The organism is Phyllobacterium phragmitis (assembly GCF_002980495.1).
Taxonomy (GTDB): domain Bacteria; phylum Pseudomonadota; class Alphaproteobacteria; order Rhizobiales; family Rhizobiaceae; genus Paramesorhizobium; species Paramesorhizobium phragmitis.
Window position 1 is genome coordinate 171,674 of the sequence record NZ_PVBR01000007.1, and the last position, 20,740, is coordinate 192,413.

Annotated in this window: 12 protein-coding genes; 6 read left to right on the forward strand and 6 right to left on the reverse strand. The window is 61.3% G+C overall.

Going from position 1 to position 20,740, the window contains the following annotated elements; genetic code table 11:
- Positions 1-51: 51 nt before the first annotated feature.
- Positions 52-1,464, reverse strand: a complete 1,413-nt coding sequence (locus tag C5748_RS11835) for a cytochrome P450 (protein WP_245429031.1) — start codon at positions 1,462-1,464, stop codon at positions 52-54.
- 218 nt (positions 1,465-1,682) lie between these two features.
- Between C5748_RS11835 and gyrB the strand changes: the two genes are divergently transcribed.
- The gene (gyrB, locus tag C5748_RS11840) at positions 1,683-4,127 is read left to right on the forward strand and encodes a DNA topoisomerase (ATP-hydrolyzing) subunit B (protein WP_105742129.1); all 2,445 of its coding nucleotides are present in this window, start codon (positions 1,683-1,685) and stop codon (positions 4,125-4,127) included.
- Positions 4,128-4,245: 118 nt separating this feature from the next.
- Here gyrB and C5748_RS11845 read toward each other — a convergent pair whose 3' ends face one another.
- Complete coding sequence (locus tag C5748_RS11845) at positions 4,246-5,607, reverse strand: esterase-like activity of phytase family protein (protein WP_105742130.1); 1,362 nt, start codon at positions 5,605-5,607, stop codon at positions 4,246-4,248.
- Positions 5,608-5,820: 213 nt separating this feature from the next.
- Between C5748_RS11845 and C5748_RS11850 the strand changes: the two genes are divergently transcribed.
- A complete protein-coding gene (locus C5748_RS11850) occupies positions 5,821-6,285 on the forward strand; it encodes a BA14K family protein (protein ID WP_105742225.1) in 465 nt (154 codons plus the stop codon).
- A gap of 54 nt (positions 6,286-6,339) precedes the next feature.
- On the opposite strand, the gene C5748_RS11855 is transcribed toward C5748_RS11850, so the two are convergent.
- The 3 genes from C5748_RS11855 to polA all read right to left on the reverse strand — a co-directional run bounded on the left by C5748_RS11855 (position 6,340) and on the right by polA (position 13,337).
- Positions 6,340-7,941 carry a putative bifunctional diguanylate cyclase/phosphodiesterase gene (locus tag C5748_RS11855; protein WP_105742131.1) on the reverse strand — a complete coding sequence of 534 codons (1,602 nt, stop codon included), beginning with the start codon at positions 7,939-7,941 and terminating at the stop codon, positions 6,340-6,342.
- Positions 7,942-8,180: 239 nt separating this feature from the next.
- Complete coding sequence (locus C5748_RS11860) at positions 8,181-9,983, reverse strand: DEAD/DEAH box helicase (protein ID WP_105742132.1); 1,803 nt, start codon at positions 9,981-9,983, stop codon at positions 8,181-8,183.
- 369 nt (positions 9,984-10,352) lie between these two features.
- The gene (gene polA / locus C5748_RS11865) at positions 10,353-13,337 is read right to left on the reverse strand and encodes a DNA polymerase I (RefSeq protein WP_105742133.1); all 2,985 of its coding nucleotides are present in this window, start codon (positions 13,335-13,337) and stop codon (positions 10,353-10,355) included.
- A gap of 471 nt (positions 13,338-13,808) precedes the next feature.
- Here polA and C5748_RS11870 point away from each other — a divergent pair, with 471 nt between their 5' ends.
- Both C5748_RS11870 and C5748_RS11875 read left to right on the forward strand, forming a co-directional pair.
- Entirely contained in the window at positions 13,809-15,209 is a 1,401-nt protein-coding gene (locus tag C5748_RS11870) for a M20/M25/M40 family metallo-hydrolase (RefSeq protein WP_105742226.1), read from the forward strand.
- Positions 15,206-15,823, forward strand: coding sequence for a ribonuclease D (locus C5748_RS11875; RefSeq protein WP_105742134.1), 618 nt, complete (start codon positions 15,206-15,208; stop codon positions 15,821-15,823). Before C5748_RS11870 ends, C5748_RS11875 begins: the two co-directional genes overlap by 4 nt.
- Positions 15,824-16,088: 265 nt before the next feature.
- Here the strand turns inward: C5748_RS11875 and C5748_RS11885 are convergent, their stop codons facing one another.
- Entirely contained in the window at positions 16,089-17,192 is a 1,104-nt protein-coding gene (locus tag C5748_RS11885) for an acyltransferase family protein (RefSeq protein WP_105742135.1), read from the reverse strand.
- Between the two features lie 272 nt (positions 17,193-17,464).
- Here C5748_RS11885 and C5748_RS11890 point away from each other — a divergent pair, with 272 nt between their 5' ends.
- Positions 17,465-18,151: an outer membrane protein gene (locus C5748_RS11890; protein ID WP_105742136.1), complete on the forward strand. Its 687-nt coding sequence runs from the start codon at positions 17,465-17,467 to the stop codon at positions 18,149-18,151.
- 184 nt (positions 18,152-18,335) lie between these two features.
- Positions 18,336-20,588 carry a transglycosylase domain-containing protein gene (locus C5748_RS11895; RefSeq protein ID WP_105742137.1) on the forward strand — a complete coding sequence of 751 codons (2,253 nt, stop codon included), beginning with the start codon at positions 18,336-18,338 and terminating at the stop codon, positions 20,586-20,588.
- The last annotated feature ends 152 nt before the right edge of the window (positions 20,589-20,740 follow it).

Sequence of the window (20,740 nt, forward strand, 5' to 3'; positions counted from 1 at the left end):
CATGAAACAAAATATAGAATAATTTCACAGGAAATCAAGCCGCCGTCAGCTTTACCGCCGCGGCGTCACCTTCATCGGCAGGCCGCCCTGCGGTTGGGTGGTCAATTTCTGCACGGGCCACGGCTTGGTCTGGCTCACCGTATCGAAGCGGTATCTGGATAAAAGAGCGGCCAGCGCGATGACGCCCTCCTGCAGCGCGAAGCTCGCGCCGATGCAGACGCGCGGGCCGGCGCCGAACGGCAGGTACTGGAAACGGTCGATCTTGCCGCGATTTTCCGGATGGAATCTTGCCGGAATGAAGGCGTCGGGGTTTTCCCAGTAGAGACGATGGCGGTGGATGGTCCAGGGCATGGCGAGCACTGTCGAGCCCTTCTCGATCTTCAGATCACGATATCGATCGTCTTCCACGGCTTCACGGTTGAGCGATGGCGCCGGCGGATAAAGCCGCATCGCCTCCTCGAAGGCGGCGCGGGTCAGGGGCAACCTGTCCAGCCATTGGTGCGGCGGCACGGGACCACTGCGCATGAAGCCGTCGATCTCGGCTTCGACGATATCGCGCTCCCAGGGCGCCTCCGCCAAGAGATAGAGCGTCCAGCCGAGCGCGCGGGCGGTGGTCTCGTGACCAGCGCCGATAAAGGTGATGATATTGTCCTCGATCTCGGCGCGCGTCAGCCCGTCCGGACCTTCGGTCTTCAGAAGCAATGTCAGGAAATCATTGGGCACGTCATCGCCCTTGGCCATGCGGACTTTTCGCATGGCAACGGTATCGGCGACGATCTTGCGGAAGAAGGCGAGCGAACGGCGGCCCCTGATCTGGGTGAAACGTGGCAGCCATTGCGGCGCGCCCAATAGATCGAGCGGATCGACGCGGCCCATGGTCTCGAACAGATTGTCGATTTCCTTGGCGAACTGGCCCGGTTCGCCGGCAATCTCGCCTGAGAAAAGCGTATCGGCCAGGATGTCATAGGTCAGCAATGTCATGTCGCGGGCGACGTCGGTGACGAGACCCGGCGTTTCATAGCGCTCGGCAAAGGCCTTAGAACGCTCCTGCATCGCTTTGGCGAAACCATGGATATGGCGCGGCGTGAAGACCGGCGCCATCGCCTTGCGCGACCGTTTCCAGACCTCGCCTTCCGCCGTCAGAAGGCCGTCGCGCAGAATCGGGCGCAGGATACGCTGGCGCACCGCCGCCATGCGATAGTTCTTCGCATTGTCGACCAGCACATGGCGGATCAGGCCGGGATCGTTGGCGATGATGGTATGCATGCCCATCCAGTCGACCTCGATCCATGGCTCGTTATAGGAGGGCTCGCCCCACAGTTCGAGCGGATTGCGATAGATGATGCGGATGAGTTCGAGACGGCCGACCGGCTTTGCCCGCGGGACGGGAGCGGGCGGAACGAAAGGATTTGCGGGGCCCGCCGCCCTGGTGCATCCCGTGCTACCCATCACCATATCGCTCATGGACGAAAACTCCGATGAAAAACCTAGATATAGGCCTTGAAACACCATCGCGCCACATGGCGGCCAGCACGGCTGTCGACAACGGCGTCAATCCCCGTAAAAACGCCGCAAAGATTTGGAAAAACTGGCTTTAACACCTATATTAACCTCATCGTTGGCGCGTGATTCGAGGGGACTTCGCACGCGCCGCCTTTTCGGTAGACAGACGAAAGTTTTTCATGAGCGAGATACCCGAGACGACACCGGAAAACATCTCCGGCGCATCCCCCGAATATGGGGCGGAATCCATCAAGGTTCTGAAGGGACTGGACGCGGTGCGCAAGCGCCCCGGCATGTATATCGGCGATACGGACGACGGTTCGGGCCTGCATCACATGGTCTATGAAGTCGTGGACAATGCGATCGACGAGACGCTTGCCGGACACGCCACGCTCGTGACCGTCACGCTCAATCCGGATGGCTCTTGCACCGTCACCGACAATGGCCGCGGCATCCCCACGGATATGCACTCCGAAGGCGTATCGGCGGCTGAAGTCATCATGACGCAACTCCACGCAGGCGGCAAGTTCGACCAGAATTCCTACAAGGTATCGGGCGGGTTGCACGGCGTCGGTGTTTCGGTGGTCAACGCGCTTTCGGTCTGGCTGAAATTGAAGATCCGCCGCAAGGGCAAGATCTTCGAGATGAGCTTTACCCATGGCGTTCCCGACGCGCCGCTCACTGTCACCGGCGATGCAGGCAGCGAGACGGGAACGGAAGTCACCTTCCTGCCCTCGACCGAAACCTTCACCATGGTCGAGTTCGACTATGCCACGCTGGAACATCGCCTGCGGGAGCTTGCGTTCCTCAATTCAGGCGTGCGCATCCTTCTGTCCGACAAGCGGCACGCCGACGTCAAGGAGCAGGAGCTGCATTACGATGGCGGGCTGCAGGAATTCGTCAAATATCTCGATCAGGCCAAGAAGCCGCTTCTCGAAAACCCGATGTATATCAGGGGCGAGCGCGACGGCATGACCGTCGAGGTGGCGATGTGGTGGAACGATTCCTACCACGAAAAGGTCCTGTGCTTCACCAATAACATCCCGCAGCGCGACGGCGGTTCGCATCTTGCAGGCTTCCGCGGCGCGCTGACGCGCCAGGTGACTAGCTATGCCGAGAGCTCGGGCATCACCAAGAAGGAAAAGGTTTCACTGACCGGCGACGACTGCCGCGAAGGGTTGACCGCGGTTCTCTCGGTCAAGGTTCCCGATCCGAAATTCTCGTCGCAGACCAAGGACAAGCTGGTTTCGTCGGAAGTGCGTCCCGTCGTCGAAGGCCTGGTCAACGAAGCGCTTTCCACTTGGTTCGAGGAACATCCCTCGGAAGCCAGGATCCTGATCGGCAAAGTCGTCGAGGCCGCCGCCGCCCGCGAAGCGGCGCGCAAGGCGCGCGAACTGACGCGGCGCAAGGGCGCGCTCGACATCACCTCGCTGCCGGGCAAGCTCGCCGACTGCCAGGAACGCGATCCGGCCAAATCCGAGATCTTCATCGTCGAGGGCGATTCGGCCGGCGGCTCGGCCAAGGGCGGGCGCTCGCGCCAGAACCAGGCGATCCTGCCGCTGCGCGGCAAGATCCTCAATGTGGAGCGCGCGCGTTTCGACCGGATGCTGTCGTCGGACCAGATCGGGACGCTGATCACGGCGCTCGGCACCTCTATCGGCAAGGACGAGTTCAACGCGGACAAGCTGCGCTATCACAAGATCATCATCATGACCGATGCCGACGTGGACGGCGCGCATATTCGTACGCTGCTGCTCACCTTCTTCTTCCGGCAGATGCCGGAGCTGATCGAGCGCGGGCACCTCTATATCGCCCAGCCGCCGCTCTATAAGGTCTCGCGCGGCAAGTCCACGCAATATATCAAGAACGAAGAGGCCTTTGAGGAATTCCTCATCGAAACGGGCCTCGAGGAAACTGCGTTGGCGCTCGCCAATGGCGAAGTGCGGACCGGCGCCGATCTTCGCGCCGTCATCAACGACGCGCTGAGTGTCCGTCAGCTGCTCACCGGACTGCATACGCGCTACAGCCGCAATGTCGTCGAACAGGCGGCGATCGCTGGCGGGCTCAATCCGGAAGCCGTCAGCAACGCCGAAAAGACGCAACAGGCAGCCAACGATATCGCGCGGCGTCTCAACCTCATCGCCGAGGAGACGGAGCGCGGCTGGACCGGGCATGTCGCCGAGGATGGCGGCTATCGCTTCGAGCGGATACTGCGCGGCGTCAAGGATGTCACGACACTCGACATGGCGCTGATCGGTTCCGCCGATGCGCGCCAGATCGACCGCTACGCAGCGCGGCTGCACGAGATCTATGACACACCGCCGGTGCTGCGGCGCAAGGACAAGAGCGACATGATCTCCGGGCCGCTGTCGCTGCTCGATTCGGTCTTTGCCGCCGGGCGGAAAGGCCTGACGCTGCAGCGCTACAAGGGCCTTGGCGAAATGAATGCCGACCAGCTCTGGGAAACCACGCTCGATCCGCACGCCCGTTCGCTGCTGCAAGTCAAGGTCTCCGATGCCACCGACGCCGATTCACTGTTCAGCCGCCTGATGGGCGACAATGTGGAACCGCGCCGCGAGTTCATCCAGGACAATGCGCTGAATGTCGCGAATCTGGACGTTTAGAGCGGTTCATTTCTAGGTAGTGGGCTATAACACCCCCCTCTGGCCTGCCGGCCAGAGGGGGGTGTGGTGAAGTACCAATCTATCCGTCTGGCCGGACTGCGGAACTCACTGACCTGCCTTACTTCGCCTTGAGGAATTCCCCCACTTCGAGAAGAACGAATTCATTGTCGTCGGCCTTATCGAGCGCGCGGCCGGCTGAGAACGGCAGGTTGTTATCATTGCCGACGACGATATGGTTCTCGTCGACCACATCGACATTCTCGATGGTGACGAAGGGCATATCGTAGATACCCTCTTCGCCGCCCTGGCGCGCCTTCTTGCCGGGATCTTCAACGGCAAGCAGATCGATATAGCCGATCTTGCGAACCGGGCCGCCGACATTGGCGTCATTCATCTCGATCTTGTAGATGCGCTTGAATTTGGCGGGCGTCGAGAAGCAATCCGGCTGCGGGTTCTTCGGATCGGCGCAAGCCTTCGCCGCCACGCCCTCGCCATTGTCGCGCTCGATGACGAGGCCGGTGGTCGCGTCGATCATGTTGAAATCGCCGATCGCCCGGCCGCCCTCGCTCAAGGGATAAAGCCAGCTGCGGCCGGTCCACTTCTTTCCCGCGATATCGAACTCGACAATACGCAATGCCGGATTATCGCCTGATTTTTCGACCGAACCGTCGGCGAGATAACGCGGGCCTTCCAGAAGCGCGTAGAGTTTGCCGCCATCCTTCGAGCGCGCCATGCCCTCGAAGCCGCCGGAGCGCTTCAGGTTGATGGCGGGCATTTTCATGGTCGGATTTCCAGGCAGCGTGAAGGAGGGGTAATCCGGCGAGCGGACGGGCTCGCCTTCCACCATCGTCTCGACCACATCCGTCACCTTGCCGGCCCGGTCGACATGGACCAGGAAGGGACCGAATTCCTCGCCGATCCAGAAGCCGTCTTCCACAGGCTGGATGGATTCCACATCGAAATCGGAACCGGTGAGATAGCGCTTGTCGGTGCCTTCGAGCACGATCGGGAACGGTATCTTCCTGTCGGGATCGGAGAGGAAGAGGGTTTCGATCGGCTCGACCTTGCCGGCATCCCAGTCGAACTTGATGTGATGCAGCATGAGAGCGGCGTCGGGCGAATTGAGCTTGCTGCCGAAGCCATTGTCCGAGAGCGTCCAGAAGGTACCGTCACCCATCGATTTGATGCCGGAGAAGCCCTGCAGCGGCTGCCCGTCGAATGGCAGGGCCGGCCCCGTCGGACGGTTCCCATCCATGCCGGGGACGGTGCCGATGCCGGCGGTGCGATGGCGGTTCGGCGCGGTGAACTTGCCCGAGGTCTGCAGGTGCTCCGGCGCATCTTCCGGCGCCTTGATGATCGAATTGGCCGGCAGGATGGCCTGCGCTTCGAGCCTGGCGGGAAATCTCGTCTCCTCGGAGAAAGCCTGAGTGGAAATCAGCACGACGATCGCCGCGGTCGTCGACAGAAGAAGCGCTTTCATGGAAAGTTCCTGCGTCCAAGGTTTATCGTCCTCCTGCGATAGAGCCTGTCGATGTCGGCCGATTGACGTTCCCATGAAGCTTTGATGAACCGGCACGACCTGCAAGAGCGGCTGCTTGACTTGCCGGCGATGCCTTCTACTTAGCCCTGATGGCGCCTTGTATGGGCATGGCGGAAAAATCCGTGTACATTGAAGGGAGAAAAGGAGGGCAATATGAAGAAGCTCGTTGCAGCGTTCTGCGCGACGCTGATGGCCGTTTCCTCGGCTGAAATCGTCGCTGCACCCGCTCTCGCAGGCCCGATTCAGCCGCTGAAGGTCGAAGCGGCTGGACCGGACGTGCAAAAAGTCCAAGACCGCCGTTTACGAAGAAAATGGGGAGGCTCGCGGCGTGATTTCCGTCGTGACCGCGACGGCTATCGCGATCGCCGCGGCTATTACCGCGGACATCGCGGCTCTCGCCGCCACCGTCGCGGCTGGCGCCGGCACAATGGCTGGTGGTTCCCGCCAGCGGCATTCCTCGGCGGCGCCATCATCGGCGGCGCCATCGCCAACCAGAATCGCGGCGGCAGCGCGCATGTGCGCTGGTGCTATAATCGTTACCGGTCGTACAGGGCTTACGACAACACCTACCAGCCCTATAACGGCCCGCGCCGCCGGTGCGTTTCGCCCTATATGTGAGGCTGAATGCGAAACAGGCTGAAGGGCCGTGCGGCCCTTCATGAAGCGGCCCGCTCAGGCGGCGATGCCGCCTTGTTTCGTCGTGCCGAGATGATCACGCAAAAGGATGCCAACGTCCACGACGGTCATCGGCTTTGCATAATAAAATCCCTGCACCTCGGTCGCGCCCTCGTTGCGGGCAAAAGCAAGTTGCGTCTCGTTCTCCACGCCTTCGAGGGTCGCTTGCATCTGGAGCGCCTTCGACAGGCTGATCATCGATTTGATGATTTCGGCGCTGTCGCTCTTGTCGAGGTCGCGGGTAAACGACCTGTCGATCTTCAGGCGGTCGAAGCGAAAGCGGCGCAGATTGTTGAGGCTGGAAAAACCCGTTCCGAAATCATCCATCGTCAGCCGCACGCCCAGTTCGCGCAAACGCTCGATAGCGCTGACGACACGTGGAGAAGGCTCCAGCAGCAGACTTTCGGTGACTTCGAGGTCGAGCCTGTCGGGCGAAAGCCCGCTTTCCCGCAAGGTTTCCTCGATCCCCTCGACAAGCGCGCAATCCTTGAACTGAACCGCCGACAGGTTGACCGCCACGCCAATGTGATCCGGCCACGAGACGGCGGCCCGGCAGGCATCGCGCAAAACCTGATAGCCGATCGGGATGATCATCCCCGAGCGCTCGGCGATGGGGATGAACTCGACCGGCGAAATCATGCCCCGCTGTGGATGTTTCCAGCGCAAAAGCGCCTCGAAACTGCGCAATTTTCCCGTCGAGACAGAATAAATCGGCTGGTAATAGACCTCGAACTCGCCATCGGTGATGCCTTTACGCATTTCCGTTTCGAGCACCGCCTGGCGATCGCTGACGAGCTTCAATTCGGCGCTATAGAAGCGATAGGTGCTGGTCGGCTCTCCCTTCGCCTCGTAGAGCGCAAGATCGGCGCAACGCAATATGTCGGAACGTGTCTTGCCATCGTGACCGATCCTGGCGATGCCGATGCTGGCATTCGGCGTTATCTGAGCGTCGCCAAACGGGATGGGCTTGGTCAGGGCTGCAATGATGCGGTCGGCAAAGCTGCCGGCATCCTGCTCCTTCCCGTCGAGGAAATGCACGACGAAGAACTCGTCGCCGCCGAGGCGGACCACCACATCGCCATCCGAGGCCGTCTGCTTCAATTGCGCGGCGACGGCGACAAGCACATGATCGCCGGCGACATGACCCATCGTGTCGTTGATATGCTTGAAATCATCGAGATCAAGGAGATAGGCATAGGCCTGACGGGCTTCCCACTGCCCGGTCGAAAGCCCCTCCTCCATCATCTTGCTCAGATAGGTGCGGTTGAAAAGCCCGGTCAGCGTATCGCTGTGCGCCTGCTTGCGCGTCAGCTCCTCCGCCTGCTCGAACCGGTGCATCTGATCGAGAAAACGTTGTTGACGGCGGCCAAGCTCGAGAAAGATCCCGCCCATGATAAACGGCAGGAACAGCATGAGAAAATGCATGACCGTACCGGTGAAGGTCGCCCAGGCATCGCTACCGAGCCCCATAAACAGCCTGAAACGCGTGTCGAGAACGAACCCCGAAACCGTGAGCACCGCGCCGAGGGTCACACCCCAAACGAGATACATCCGCTCTATGCTGCGCAGCCGGTTTCTATTGGATGCCTTTAAGAACATCTCCACAATCCCCCAATTTCCACCCGCCGCATTTTCCCCTTGCGACGGATTTCCCCATTGGGTTGCAGACTCCACCAAGTTCTTAAAAATTGAATTAATAGGGGTTAGTTGTTGGAGGGCGTGTCAGAACTAACTTGAAACAGCTTCCCCCTGGCCGTCATTCTCGGGCTTGTCCCGAGAATGACGGCAGAGCAAGGAGCGTTGTTCTGCCCGCGTTTCAATTAAACTATGACACACCCCTAATACGGCTTCTTCGCCTTGGCCGGCTTATCATTCCGATAGGGCTTGCTGGCATTGTCCTTCTTCGCCCAGCTTTTCGCCTTCGGCTCGGCGCCCCGGTCCTGCGAGTATGGTTTCGACTGGCGCGGCGCAGGTGCTCCAGACGGGGCGCTGTCGGCGGCGGGCCGAATGGTCACGCCCTTTTCGCCGGAACCACGTTCCTTGATGGCGGTCAGATATTCACCGGCCTTCGAAGCGGTGATCTCGAAACGGGTTTCCGTTTCCAGAATGCGGATCGAGCCGACGTCACGCTTCGTCACTTGCCCGGCCTTGCAGATCAGCGGCAGCAGCCAGCGCGGATCGGCACGCTGCTTGCGGCCGATGGAAAGCGAGAACCAGACGCCGCCGCCTTCGAATTTCTCGAACCGTCCCGCATGATCGCCGCGTTCCGGGCGGTCCGCCCGACCGGTACGTTCACTGCCCTTGCGGCCGCCGTCCAGCGGGCGGACGGGCGCGTCGGAAAGTTCCTCCGGCGCCGGACGTGCCGCAAGCTCGCGGCGCAGATAGGCGGCGGCGATCTGCTCGGGCGTATAAAGCGCCTGAAGCTCCTTGACCAAATCCAGTTCATCCTCAGCCGTCGGCTTCGACAGCGCCGGATCCTGCAGGATGCGCTCGCGGTTCTTCTGTTGAATGGCCGCGATGCCCGGCGCGCTCACGGTCGCCGCGTCGAGCTTTGCCATTTGCAACAGTCGTTCGGCACTGCGGCGGCGCGAGTACGGCACGATCAGGACGCAGGTCCCCTTGCGGCCGGCGCGGCCCGTCCGTCCGCTGCGGTGAAGCAGCGTTTCGGGATTGGTCGGCAGATCGGCATGGATGACGAGATCGAGATTGGGCAGATCGATGCCACGCGCCGCGACGTCGGTCGCCACGCAGACACGAGCCCGTCCGTCACGCATCGACTGAAGCGCGTTGGTGCGCTCCGCCTGGCTGAGCTCGCCGGAAAGCGAGACGACCGAGAAGCCGCGATTGGACAGGCGGCTGGTGAGATGCTTCACCGCCTCGCGCGTCGAGCAGAAGATGATGGTATTCTGCGCGTCGAACAGCAGCAGCGTGTTGATGATGGCGTTTTCGCGCTCGCGCGGCTGCACGACCATCGCCTGATAGGCGATATCGACGTGCTGCTCTTTTTCGTTCGCCGCGGTAATGCGCAGGGCGTTGCGCTGAAAGCGCTTGGCAAGCAGGGCGATGGGTTTGGGAACGGTCGCGGAGAAAAGCAGCGTGCGGCGATCCTCCGGCGCTTCGCCCAGGATGAATTCGAGATCTTCACGGAAGCCGAGATCGAGCATCTCATCGGCCTCGTCGAGAACGACGGCCCGCAATGCCGACATGTCGAGCCCGCCGCGCGTGATGTGATCGCGCAGGCGGCCCGGCGTACCGACGACGATATGCGCGCCCTGTTCCAGCGCCCGGCGCTCGGTGCGCATATCCATGCCGCCGACGCAGGATGCGATCCGCCCGCCGGTGTCGGCATAGAGCCATTCCAGTTCGCGGCGGACCTGCAGGGCGAGTTCGCGCGTCGGCGCGATGACCAGCGCCAGGGGTGCGCCGGCCTGGCCGAAGCGCTCGGTGCCGTCGAGCAAGGTGGGCGCGATGGCGATGCCGAAGGCGACGGTCTTGCCGGAACCGGTCTGCGCCGAAACGAGGAGGTCGGCGCCCTCGGCTTCGGGCGCCAGCACAGCGGTCTGGACGGAGGTGAGCGCCGTATAACCACGAGCGGCAAGAGCGCCGGACAGTGCCGGAGCGATGGAAGCAGGCAGGGACATTGATGACTTTCGCTAAATCACCGCTACCGCCATGTGCCTTGGAGCATGATCCTTCCGGATCGAGCGATTGCGCGGCGGGCGGTACGGGAAACAAATTGCGTGTTTGGCGCTGTTTAACGGTTCATGCGTCATGCGTCAATTGCAGGATGACTATGGCGGTTCCTGTTTTTGAGCGAACCACCAAGCGCCCTCGCCCTTCGAGGCTCCCCTTCGACAGGCTCAGGGTCACACCTCAGGATGAGGGCTACTGCAGCGTTGCCGACCCTTCACCCTCATCCTGAGGTGTGACCCTGAGCCTGTCGAAGGGGAGCCTCGAAGGGCGGGGGTGAAGGGCGCACTACGTTTAAATACGAAATGGAGCCTGTATCCTCAATGCGCCTCGTCCCAATTGCGCGCCGCGCGCGCATCCACCTGTAGCGGGACGGAGAGCGAGACGGCCGGCATGGCGGCGTTTTCCATGATGCGGCGGACGACGGCGATGGTCTCGTCCACCTCGCTATCCGGCGCCTCGAAGACCAGTTCGTCATGGACCTGCAGAAGCATGCGTGCCGCCAGCCCGGCTTCGGCGAGCGCATCGTCCATGCGGATCATGGCGCGGCGGATGATATCGGCGGCGGAACCCTGGATCGGCGCATTGATCGCGGCGCGCTCGTTGAAGGCGCGCATCTGCGGGTTCGACGAGCGGATTTCCGGATAGTGTGCGCGCCGTCCGAAGATCGTCTCGACATAGCCGTGCTCACGAGCGAAGGCCTTGGTCGCCTCCATATAGTCGCGAATGCCGGGAAAGCGCTCGAAATAGGTGCGGATATACTGCCCCGCCTCCTCGCGCCGGATCGACAGCTGGTTGGCCAGGCCGAAGGCGGAAATGCCATAGATGATACCGAAATTGATCGCCTTGGCGCGGCGGCGCACTTCGCTCGGCATGTCCTTGACCGGAACGCCGAACATTTCGGACGCCGTCATGGCGTGAATATCCATGCCGTCGGCGAAAGCCTGCTTGAGCTGCGGAATATCGGCGACATGGGCCAGCACGCGCAGCTCGATCTGGCTGTAATCGGCGGAGATGAGCTTGTTGCCAGGTGCTGCGATGAAGGCCGTCCTGATCTTGCGGCCTTCCGCCGTGCGGATCGGGATGTTCTGCAAATTGGGGTCCGAGGAGGAAAGCCTGCCGGTCGAGGTGGCGGCCATCGCATAGCAGGTATGGACGCGCTTGGTCTCAGGATTGATATAGCCGGGCAATGCGTCCGTATAGGTGGATTTGAGCTTGGTGAGCTGACGCCAGTCGACGATCTTGCGCGGCAGTTCATGGCCTGCGGCGGCCAGATCCTCCAGAACCTGTGCCGACGTCGACCATTGGCCCGTCTTGGTCTTGGAACCGCCGGGGAAGCCCATGTTGCCGAACAATATGTCGCCCAACTGCTTGGGCGAGCCGATATTGAAGCGTTCGCCGGCGAGCTTGTAGATCTCATCCTCGATCGCCGCCGCCGACTGCGCCAGTTCACCGGAAAGCCGCGACAATATCTGCCGGTCGACGGAAATGCCGCGCGCCTCCATGCGCGCCAGGACCGTCACCAGCGGCCGCTCCAGCCGCTCATAGACGGAAGCGGCACCTTCGGCCGCCAGGCGGGGTTTCAGAACACGCCAGAGCCTGAGCGTCACGTCGGCATCCTCGCCGGCATAGGCGGTGGCGCGTTCGATATCGACCATATCGAAGGTGACGGCGGATCTGCCGCTGCCCGCCACGTCCTTGTAATGGATCGTCTTGTGGCCGAGCCAGCGTTCCGACAGGCTGTCCATGCCATGCCCGCCGGGTCCGGCATCGAGCGCATAGGAGAGCAGCATCGTATCGTCGAAAGACGCGATATCGATGCCGTAGCGGTGCATGAGCAGCCAGTCGAATTTCATGTTCTGGGCGATCTTCAGGACCGAACGGTCCTCGAGCATCGGCTTCAGGAGGCTAAGCGCCTGATCGAGCGGGATCTGGTTTTCCACCGTTCCGCCGCCCAGGAGATCGCCCGCGCCGGATTTATGCGCCAGCGGCACATAGGCGGCGCGGCCCGGCGCCAGCGCCAGGGAAAGGCCGATCAGTTCGGCCTCCATCGGATAGAGCGAACTGGTCTCGGTGTCGAAAGCGACGATCCCGTTCTCGACGGCTTCGTCAATCCATTTCTGCAGGGTGGCGAGATCACGAATGCAGACATAGGCCGTCGTGTCGATCTTTTCGGCTACCGCCGCATCGGCGCGGGACTTGGCGAGATTCGCGGGGGTGCTTCGCCCCTCACCCTTACCCTCTCCCCGTAAGGACGGGGAGAGGGGGGCATCCACGTCACTGCCTCTTCCTTCTCCCCGCGTGCGGGGAGAAGGTGCCCGAAGGGCGGATGAGGGGCTACTCTCCATATCCGGGCCATGCGCCTCGGCACCCCATTGCGTCTCGACGGGGACCGGCTCGATTTCGGCCGCGTCCGTTCCTGTCGTTTCGGCGACGCGGCGGGTCAGCGAGTTGAAGTCCATCGCCTTGAGGAAGCCGATCAGCTTCGGCCCGTTCTGCGGCTCCAGCACCAGTCCGTCGAGGCCGATATCGATCGGCGTATCGTTCTTCAGCGTCACCAGCTGGCGCGACAGCTTTGTCTGGTCGGCAAAGGCGATGATGTTCTCGCGGCGCTTCTGCTGCTTGATTTCAGAGGCGCGGGCCAAAAGCGTATCGAGATCGCCATATTCCTGGAGAAGCTGCGCGGCCGTCTTCGGCCCGATGCCCGGGATGCCCGGGACATTGTCGGTGCTGTCGCCGGTCAGCGATTGCAGATCGATCATCTTTTCCGGCGGCACGCCCCATTTCTCGATCACTTCGGCGACCGATATCTGCTTGTCCTTCATGCCGTCATACATCGACACCTTGCCGTTGACGAGTTGCATCAGATCCTTGTCGGAGGAAATGATGGTGACGTCGCCTCCCGCCTCCACGGCAAGCCTGGCATAGGTGGCGATCAGATCGTCGGCCTCATAGCCTTCCTTCTCGATGCAGGGCAGGTCGAACGCCTTCGTCGCCTGCCGGATCAGGCCGAACTGCGGAATGAGGTCTTCCGGCGGTGCGCTGCGATTGGCCTTGTATTCGGGATAGATCTCGTTGCGGAAGGTCTTCGAGGAATAATCGAAGATGACGGCGAAATGGGTCGGCACCACGCCGACATCGGTATTGCGCGCATCCTTGAGAAGCTTCCACAGCATGTTGCAGAAACCGGAAACCGCGCCAACGGGCAGGCCGTCGCTCTTGCGGGTGAGCGGGGGAAGAGCGTGATAGGCGCGGAAGATATAGCCCGAGCCGTCAACGAGAAAGAGGTGATCGCCGTTTTTCATGGGGCAAGACTTAAAACAAACCCGCGAGAAATGGAATGAAGTCTGTGTCAGGAGATGGAACGATCCACGCCAAAGTGCGCGCGCAACCGGCAGCGCGAATTGCGGGCAACTCCATATCACGCTTTTGTTACGAATATGTAATGTTCCGCGCCCTTGAATCGCCACGTTCATCTAACCAAATCATAACCATCGACGACATGTCGATATCCGGTTCTCTGGCCCGTCCCCCGCTGGATTTCCGGATCAGGCGGCAGCCTCATTTCCCCCTCTCCGGGCTGCCGCTTAAAGTATAATGATCTGGCCGCTGCGGTATCCCCCTCACCGTAGCGGTCAAATCTTTTATGGCCACCCCTCGCACTCCCTGTCGGATGCGGATATCCCCCAAGAACGCCCCAAGTAACCCCTGTGCACAATCCTGCAAAATGGAATAGTCTGCGGTTCTTCTTCGCGAATCGAAATCAGGTAATGCGCATGTCCACGCTCGATCCCGTTCTTTCCCATCTCGATGCCCATCTCGACAAAAGCCTCGACAGGCTGTTCGAACTTTTGAAAATCCAGTCGATTTCAACCGATCCCGCCTACAAGGCCGAATGCCGCAAGGCGGCGGAATGGCTGGTGGAGGATCTGAAAGCAATAGGCTTCGATGCGAGCGTTCGCGACACGCCGGGGCATCCGATGGTGGTCGCCCATCATGAAGGGGCTGCGCCGGACGCACCGCATGCGCTGTTCTATGGGCATTATGACGTGCAGCCGGTCGATCCCCTGAACCTCTGGGAACACGACCCTTTTGCACCCGCGATCGAGGAGGTGGAAAAAGGCCGCAAGATCATCACCGGGCGCGGCACCTCCGACGACAAGGGCCAGTTGATGACCTTCGTCGAGGCCTGCCGGGCCTATAAGGCGGTTCATGGCAGCCTGCCCTGCCGCATCACTATCCTTTTCGAGGGCGAGGAAGAATCCGGTTCGCCATCACTGAAGCCCTTTCTCAAGGCACATGCCGACGAATTGAAAGCGGATTTCGCGCTTGTCTGCGATACCGGCATGTGGGACCGCGAGACCCCCGCCATCTCGGTCGGCCTGCGCGGACTGGTGGGCGAGGAAATCACCATCAAGGCCGCCGACCGCGATCTCCATTCGGGTTTCTTCGGCGGTGCTGCGGCAAACCCGATCCATATCCTCTCGCGCATCCTTGCCGATCTTCATGACGAGAACGGACGCGTCACCCTGCCGGGCTTTTATGACGGCGTGGAGGAAACGCCGACGCAGATTCTGCAAATGTGGGAAGGCCTTGGCCGCACGGCGGAGAGTTTTCTGGGGCCGATCGGCCTTTCCGTTCCGTCAGGCGAAAAGGGCAGAAGCGTCCTGGAACTGACCTGGGCGCGGCCGACGGCGGAGGTCAACGGCATCACCGGCGGCTATACCGGCCAGGGCTTCAAGACGGTGATCGCGGCGCAAGCTTCGGCGAAGGTTTCGTTCCGCCTCGTCCACAGCCAGGATCCGGACAAGATCCGCGCATCCTTCCGCGAATTCGTGCACGCGCGCATCCCTGCCGATTGCTCGGTCGAGTTCGATGCGCATGGCGGCTCGCCGGCGATCCAGCTTTCCTACGATTCACCGCTTCTCACCAAGGCCAAGGATGCGCTTTCGGATGAATGGCCAAAACCCGCAGTGCTGATCGCCATGGGCGGCTCGATCCCGATCGTCGGGGATTTCCAGTCGATGCTCGGCATGGAATCGCTGCTGGTCGGCTTCGGGCTCGAGGACGACCGCATCCACTCGCCGAACGAGAAATACGAACTCCAATCCTTCCACAAGGGGCAGCGCTCATGGGCGCGCATCCTTGCCGCGCTCGCTAAGGGAACCGCCGCATGAGCATCCGCTTTCACAAGCACGACCTGCCCGACCTTGTCCATTATCAGGTCGACGCCGTCGCCATCGATACCGAAACACTCGGCCTGAAACCACATCGCGACAGACTCTGCGTGGTGCAGATTTCGCCCGGCGACGGCACGGCGGACGTGATCCAGATCGCGCCCGGACAGAAGAAAGCGCCCAATCTGGTGCGGCTTTTGAAAGACCGCTCGATCACCAAGATCTTTCATTACGGCCGTTTCGACCTGGCCGTCATGGCCCATGCGTTCGGCGTCATGGCGCAGCCGGTCTTCTGCACCAAGATCGCCTCGAAGCTTACCCGCACCTATACCGACCGGCACGGGCTGAAGGAACTTTGCGGCGAACTTCTCGACGTGCCGATTTCCAAGCAGCAGCAATCCTCCGATTGGGCCACGGAGGTGCTTTCGCCCGCACAGCTCGAATATGCGGCGTCCGACGTCCTCTATCTGCATCGCCTGAGGAATGTGCTGGAGGCAAGGCTCACGCGTGATGGGCGGGCGAAGGAGGCCGAGGCCTGCTTCCGCTTCCTGCCGACCCGCGCCAGGCTCGATCTGATGGGCTGGGATGAAACGGACATATTTGCGCATAGTTGAAGCATTTCATTTTTAGATGGAAACGCTGGCGGGGCACTGCACCCCCCTCTGGCTTGCCAGCCATCTCCCCCTCAAGGGGGGAGATTACGCCTTCATGAATGTTTGGCACCAATCGCAAACGTTTGCAGAACGGGCCTTGAAAGCTGTGTCAGCCAATCTCCCCCTTGAGGGGGAGATGCCTGGCAAGGCAGAGGGGGATGAGAACACGAACGATTCCATCAAAACAGGAACTGCTCTAACTCCCCCTCCCACATACAAACAGTGATTACTCGGCGGCAACAGCCGCCGTTTTCTTTTGCGGCGCCCGGTCGATGATGGCCCATGCGGGACGCCTGAACAGGAAACGGCCATAGCCGCTCCATTGCACCAGGGCATAAAGAATGACCGGGCCGACGACGCCCGAAGCGGTCGTCAGGAATGAGATCGTACCGACATCGGTGATGATGCCGCTCTTGAGAAGCACGGTGCGCGCCACTGCCATCGGCAGGAAGAAGGCGAGATAGACGACGATCGAATGGGCGCCAAGCCAACTCAGCGCCCGGTGCAGCGGATTGGCTTCGGCCAGGAGCGAGAGGAGCGCCGCCGTCGCGACGATCGCGAACGCGCCGGCAAGGCCGAGGAAGAGCGAAACGAGCGGCAATTCGCTCCAGCCGCCGCGCCCGCCGGCCATGAAGGCTTCGGGCGTCAGCAATGAGCTGAGCATCGGCGGTACCGGCGTGAACACCAGCAGGTATTCGGCGGCCGCCCAGGCGGCGAGCCCGGCAAGCCCGATCAGCGGCCGCTGGCGCAACCAGTTGGCAGCGCTGAAAATGAAAGGCGCGAAGGCGTAGCCGGCGAAGAAATAGACGAAACGGCCGCAGAATTCATCGATCATGGTCCAGCCGGTGTGGATGGGCAGGGTCTCGAAAAGCGCAAGCGCTGCGAAGACGAGCCAGACAGGCACCCTCCTGACGAGCCGCGTCACCAGAAAGAATACCGGCAGGATATAGATGAACCAGAGCGTGCCGAAGGGCTCGACAAATGACATGAGATAGGCGGAGGCAACGCCGCCTGCCCCTTCCTCAGCGGCAATGCCCGGCGCCTTGAACAAAAACTGGATCGTCAGCCAGAGAATATAGAAATAAAGGAAGTGGACGACCTTGCGGTCGATATAGCGGCGCCACGGGCGGTCGATCACCAGGCCCAGGAACAATCCTGAAATCATGAAGAAATCGGGCATGCGAAAGGGCTTGGCGAAGGCGACGACATAATGCATCCAGCCTTCCGCACCGGCGGCTTTTTCGACGCCCAGGGTGGAATGCATCATCACCACAAAGATGATGCACATGCCCTTGGCGATATCGACCCAGTCGATCCTCTGCTTTTCCATGGTTCTCTTCGTGTGCTGCCGACAGAGGGGTAGCATATTCGCCGATGATGGAGAAATCCTTATTTGCAAAGGGCTTAGGCGACGCCCGCAGCCAAAACGGGCTATCGCGCGATACTCAGCCTGCGGTTGAACCGTTCACGACCTCGTGACAGGTTCGTGACGAGTCCGCATCAGGAACAGGCTCGCTTTTCCCGGCGCTGTGTCCTTTGTGCTACAGACACGTTGCAACCTTGGCGTATATAAGTGGGACATCAAATTACTGGAGAAACGCCATGAAGATTTCGCATTTCATCGCAGCTTCCGCAATCGCGCTGTTCGCAGCGACCAGCGCCCAGGCAGCGGACGTCGTTTACGATCAGGAACCCGCGCCGGTGTACATGCCTCCGGTCTTCAGCTGGTCGGGTGCATATATCGGCGCCCAGGTCGGCTATGGATGGGGCAAGTCCGAAGGCGATACGGCCGACTTTTCCGCTGAGCTGAAGCCGGACGGCTTTCTCGGCGGCATCTATGGCGGCTACAATTGGGAAGTCAGCCCAAGCGTCGTTCTCGGCATCGATGCCGACATCAACTATGCCGATCTCCAGGAGGAAAGCGATTTCTTCAATGGCGGCACCTATCTTTTCACCGGCGAATCCAAGCTGCGCTGGGAGGGTGCGGTTCGTGCCCGCGCCGGTTATGCGGTTGACCGCTTCCTGCCCTACATCGCCGGCGGTGTCGCCTTCGGTGAAGTCGAGCACAATGCCAACTTCGAAGGTTTGAGCATCCTCGATGACAAGAAGACCCAGACGGGCTGGACGCTCGGTGCCGGTGTCGATTACGCCGCCACGGACAATCTGATCCTGCGTCTCGAATATCGCTATACCGATCTCGGCGACGAGGATTACGATCTCGGCGGCAACGACTACAATGTCGATTTCAAGTCGCACGACATTCGTCTTGGCGTCGCCTACAAATTCTGATCGCTTCCGCGACAATCCGCATCAAGGCCTCGCGACACTCGCGGGGCCTTTTTCTTTACGCCCCTACCCGGTTTCGCGCGGCATGGCGCAAATTGCGACTTAACACCCCTTTAAACCGCCGCATTTACTCTGCAACCGGATTGTCGATCACGACAGGAATTCAGCAAGCGGGTTTTTAAACGGTATGGCTTCAGGCGGAGACAAGGGCAAGCGCATCGAACCATCGTTCGGTGGTGATGCCCGCGGAACACGGGCCGATGATGATTTGCGCGCTCATGAGGATGATCGCGCCGCGCCCGCGCCCACACACCGCAAATCCGCAAAAGCCGGATCGAAGCGGAGCCGCAAGAATTCCGGACGCGGCCAGCGGCGCGGCTTTTTCGGGCTTATCCGCCGCATGGTCTATTGGTCGCTGGTGCTTGGACTGTGGGGCGGCATCGCCCTTGGCGGGATCGTCATCTATTTCGCGGCACAGATGCCGCAGACGACAACATGGACGATCCCGGACAGGCCGCCCAACGTCAAGATCGTCGATGTCGGTGGCAATCTCATCGCCAATCGCGGCACGACAGGCGGCGAGGCCGTCGGCCTTCACGACATGTCGCCCTATATTCCCCAGGCGGTCATCGCCATCGAGGACCGGCGCTTCTATTCGCATTTCGGCATAGACCCGATCGGCCTTGCCCGCGCTGTCGTCGCCAACATCATGAGCGGGCGCACCGTGCAGGGCGGCTCGACGATAACCCAGCAGCTCGCCAAGAACCTGTTCCTGACGCCTGAGCGAACCATCGAGCGCAAGGTCCAGGAAGTGCTGCTGGCACTGTGGCTCGAGCATAAATATTCCAAGGACCAGATCCTCGAAATGTATCTGAACCGGGTCTATCTCGGTTCCGGCTCCTATGGCGTCGCCGCCGCCTCGCGACGTTATTTCGACAAGCCGGCGCGCGACGTCAACCTGATGGAGGCGGCGACGCTGGCAGGCCTTTTGAAGGCGCCCTCGCGTCTTTCGCCGGCCCGCGACCCGGAAGCCGCATCTGAGCGGGCCAAGCTGGTTTTGAATGCCATGCGCGAGCAGGGCATGATCAAGGACAACGAGTTGGCCGTGGCGATGAGCGAGCCGGCGACACGCGCCGCCGCCTATTGGTCCGGCTCGGAAAACTATGTCGCGGACCGCGTGATGCAGGAACTGCCGGCGCTGATCGGCACGACAAAAAACGACGTGACCGTCGATACCACGGTCGATCTGCATCTGCAGAAGATCGGCGAGGAAGCGATCCGCGATCTGATCTCCGCCAACGGCAAGAAGAAGAAAGTTTCGCAGGGCGCGCTGGTCTCCATCGACGGGACGGGCGCCGTGCGCGCCATGGTCGGCGGCTACGACTATGCCAACAGCCAATTCGACCGCGCCACGGAAGCCAAGCGCCAGCCCGGCTCGACATTCAAACCCTTCGTCTATCTCTCCGCGCTCGAACAGGGCCGCACGCCGGACTCCGTGCGCAATGACGCCCCCGTGAAGATCGGCAAATGGACGCCGGGCAATTACAACGGCAAATATTTCGGCCCGGTGACGCTGGCGACCGCGCTCTCGCACTCGCTCAATTCCGTCGCCGCCCAGCTCGTCATGGAGGTCGGCCCGCAGACGGTCGTCGATACGGCCCACCGTCTCGGCATCCAGTCGAAGCTGACGGCCAATGCATCGCTGGCGCTCGGCACGTCCGAGGTGACGTTGCTTGAACTGACGGATGCCTTCGCCCCCTTCGCCAATGGCGGCTACAAAGCGCCGGTGCACATCATCAAGCGCGTGACCGATTCCGATGGCAAGGTGCTCTACGAGAACACGCAAAGCGGCGGCGAGCGCGTCATCGACCCGAGAAATGTCGGCATGATGAACGCCATGCTGCGCCGGACCGTGGAAGACGGAACGGCAAAAAGGGGGAAGTTCGGCTGGCCGGCAGCGGGCAAGACCGGCACCAGCCAGAATTTTCGCGATGCCTGGTTCATCGGCTATACGGCGAACCTGACCACCGGCGTCTGGTTCGGCAATGATGACGGCACGCCGATGAAGCATGTCAGCGGCGGCTCGCTACCGGTGCTGGCGTGGAAGGCATTCATGGTCGCGGCGCATAAGGGCGTCCCGGTCGCCGAACTTCCCGGCAATTACAATATCGAGAACGTACTGCCGGGCGGCAGCGACGAACTGCCTGATTCGAATGCACCATCCCCTTATGATCCGAACAACCCGGCGGGCGATATGCCTGTTGCCAACGGTGATGACGGCTATTGGCCGCCCGCACCCGACGCCGCCCCGACCGGCACGATCGACAGCGCCCCCGTCGCCTCACGCGGCCCTGTGCCGCCCGGCAATGTCGGCGACGGCCTGCAGCCCAATCGCAAGTCGACGACGCTGCTGGATTTGATCATGGGCAACGCCGAATAGGACGGGAGGCCGGTTTTTGCTTTTCCAAGGAAAACTGGCGAGGTAGCGCTTCTTACACCCCCCTCTGCCCTGCCGGGCATCTCCCCCACAAGGGGGGAGATTGGCTTTCATCAAGGTCCGCACCAATCGCAGACGTTGAAGAATGAACAGCC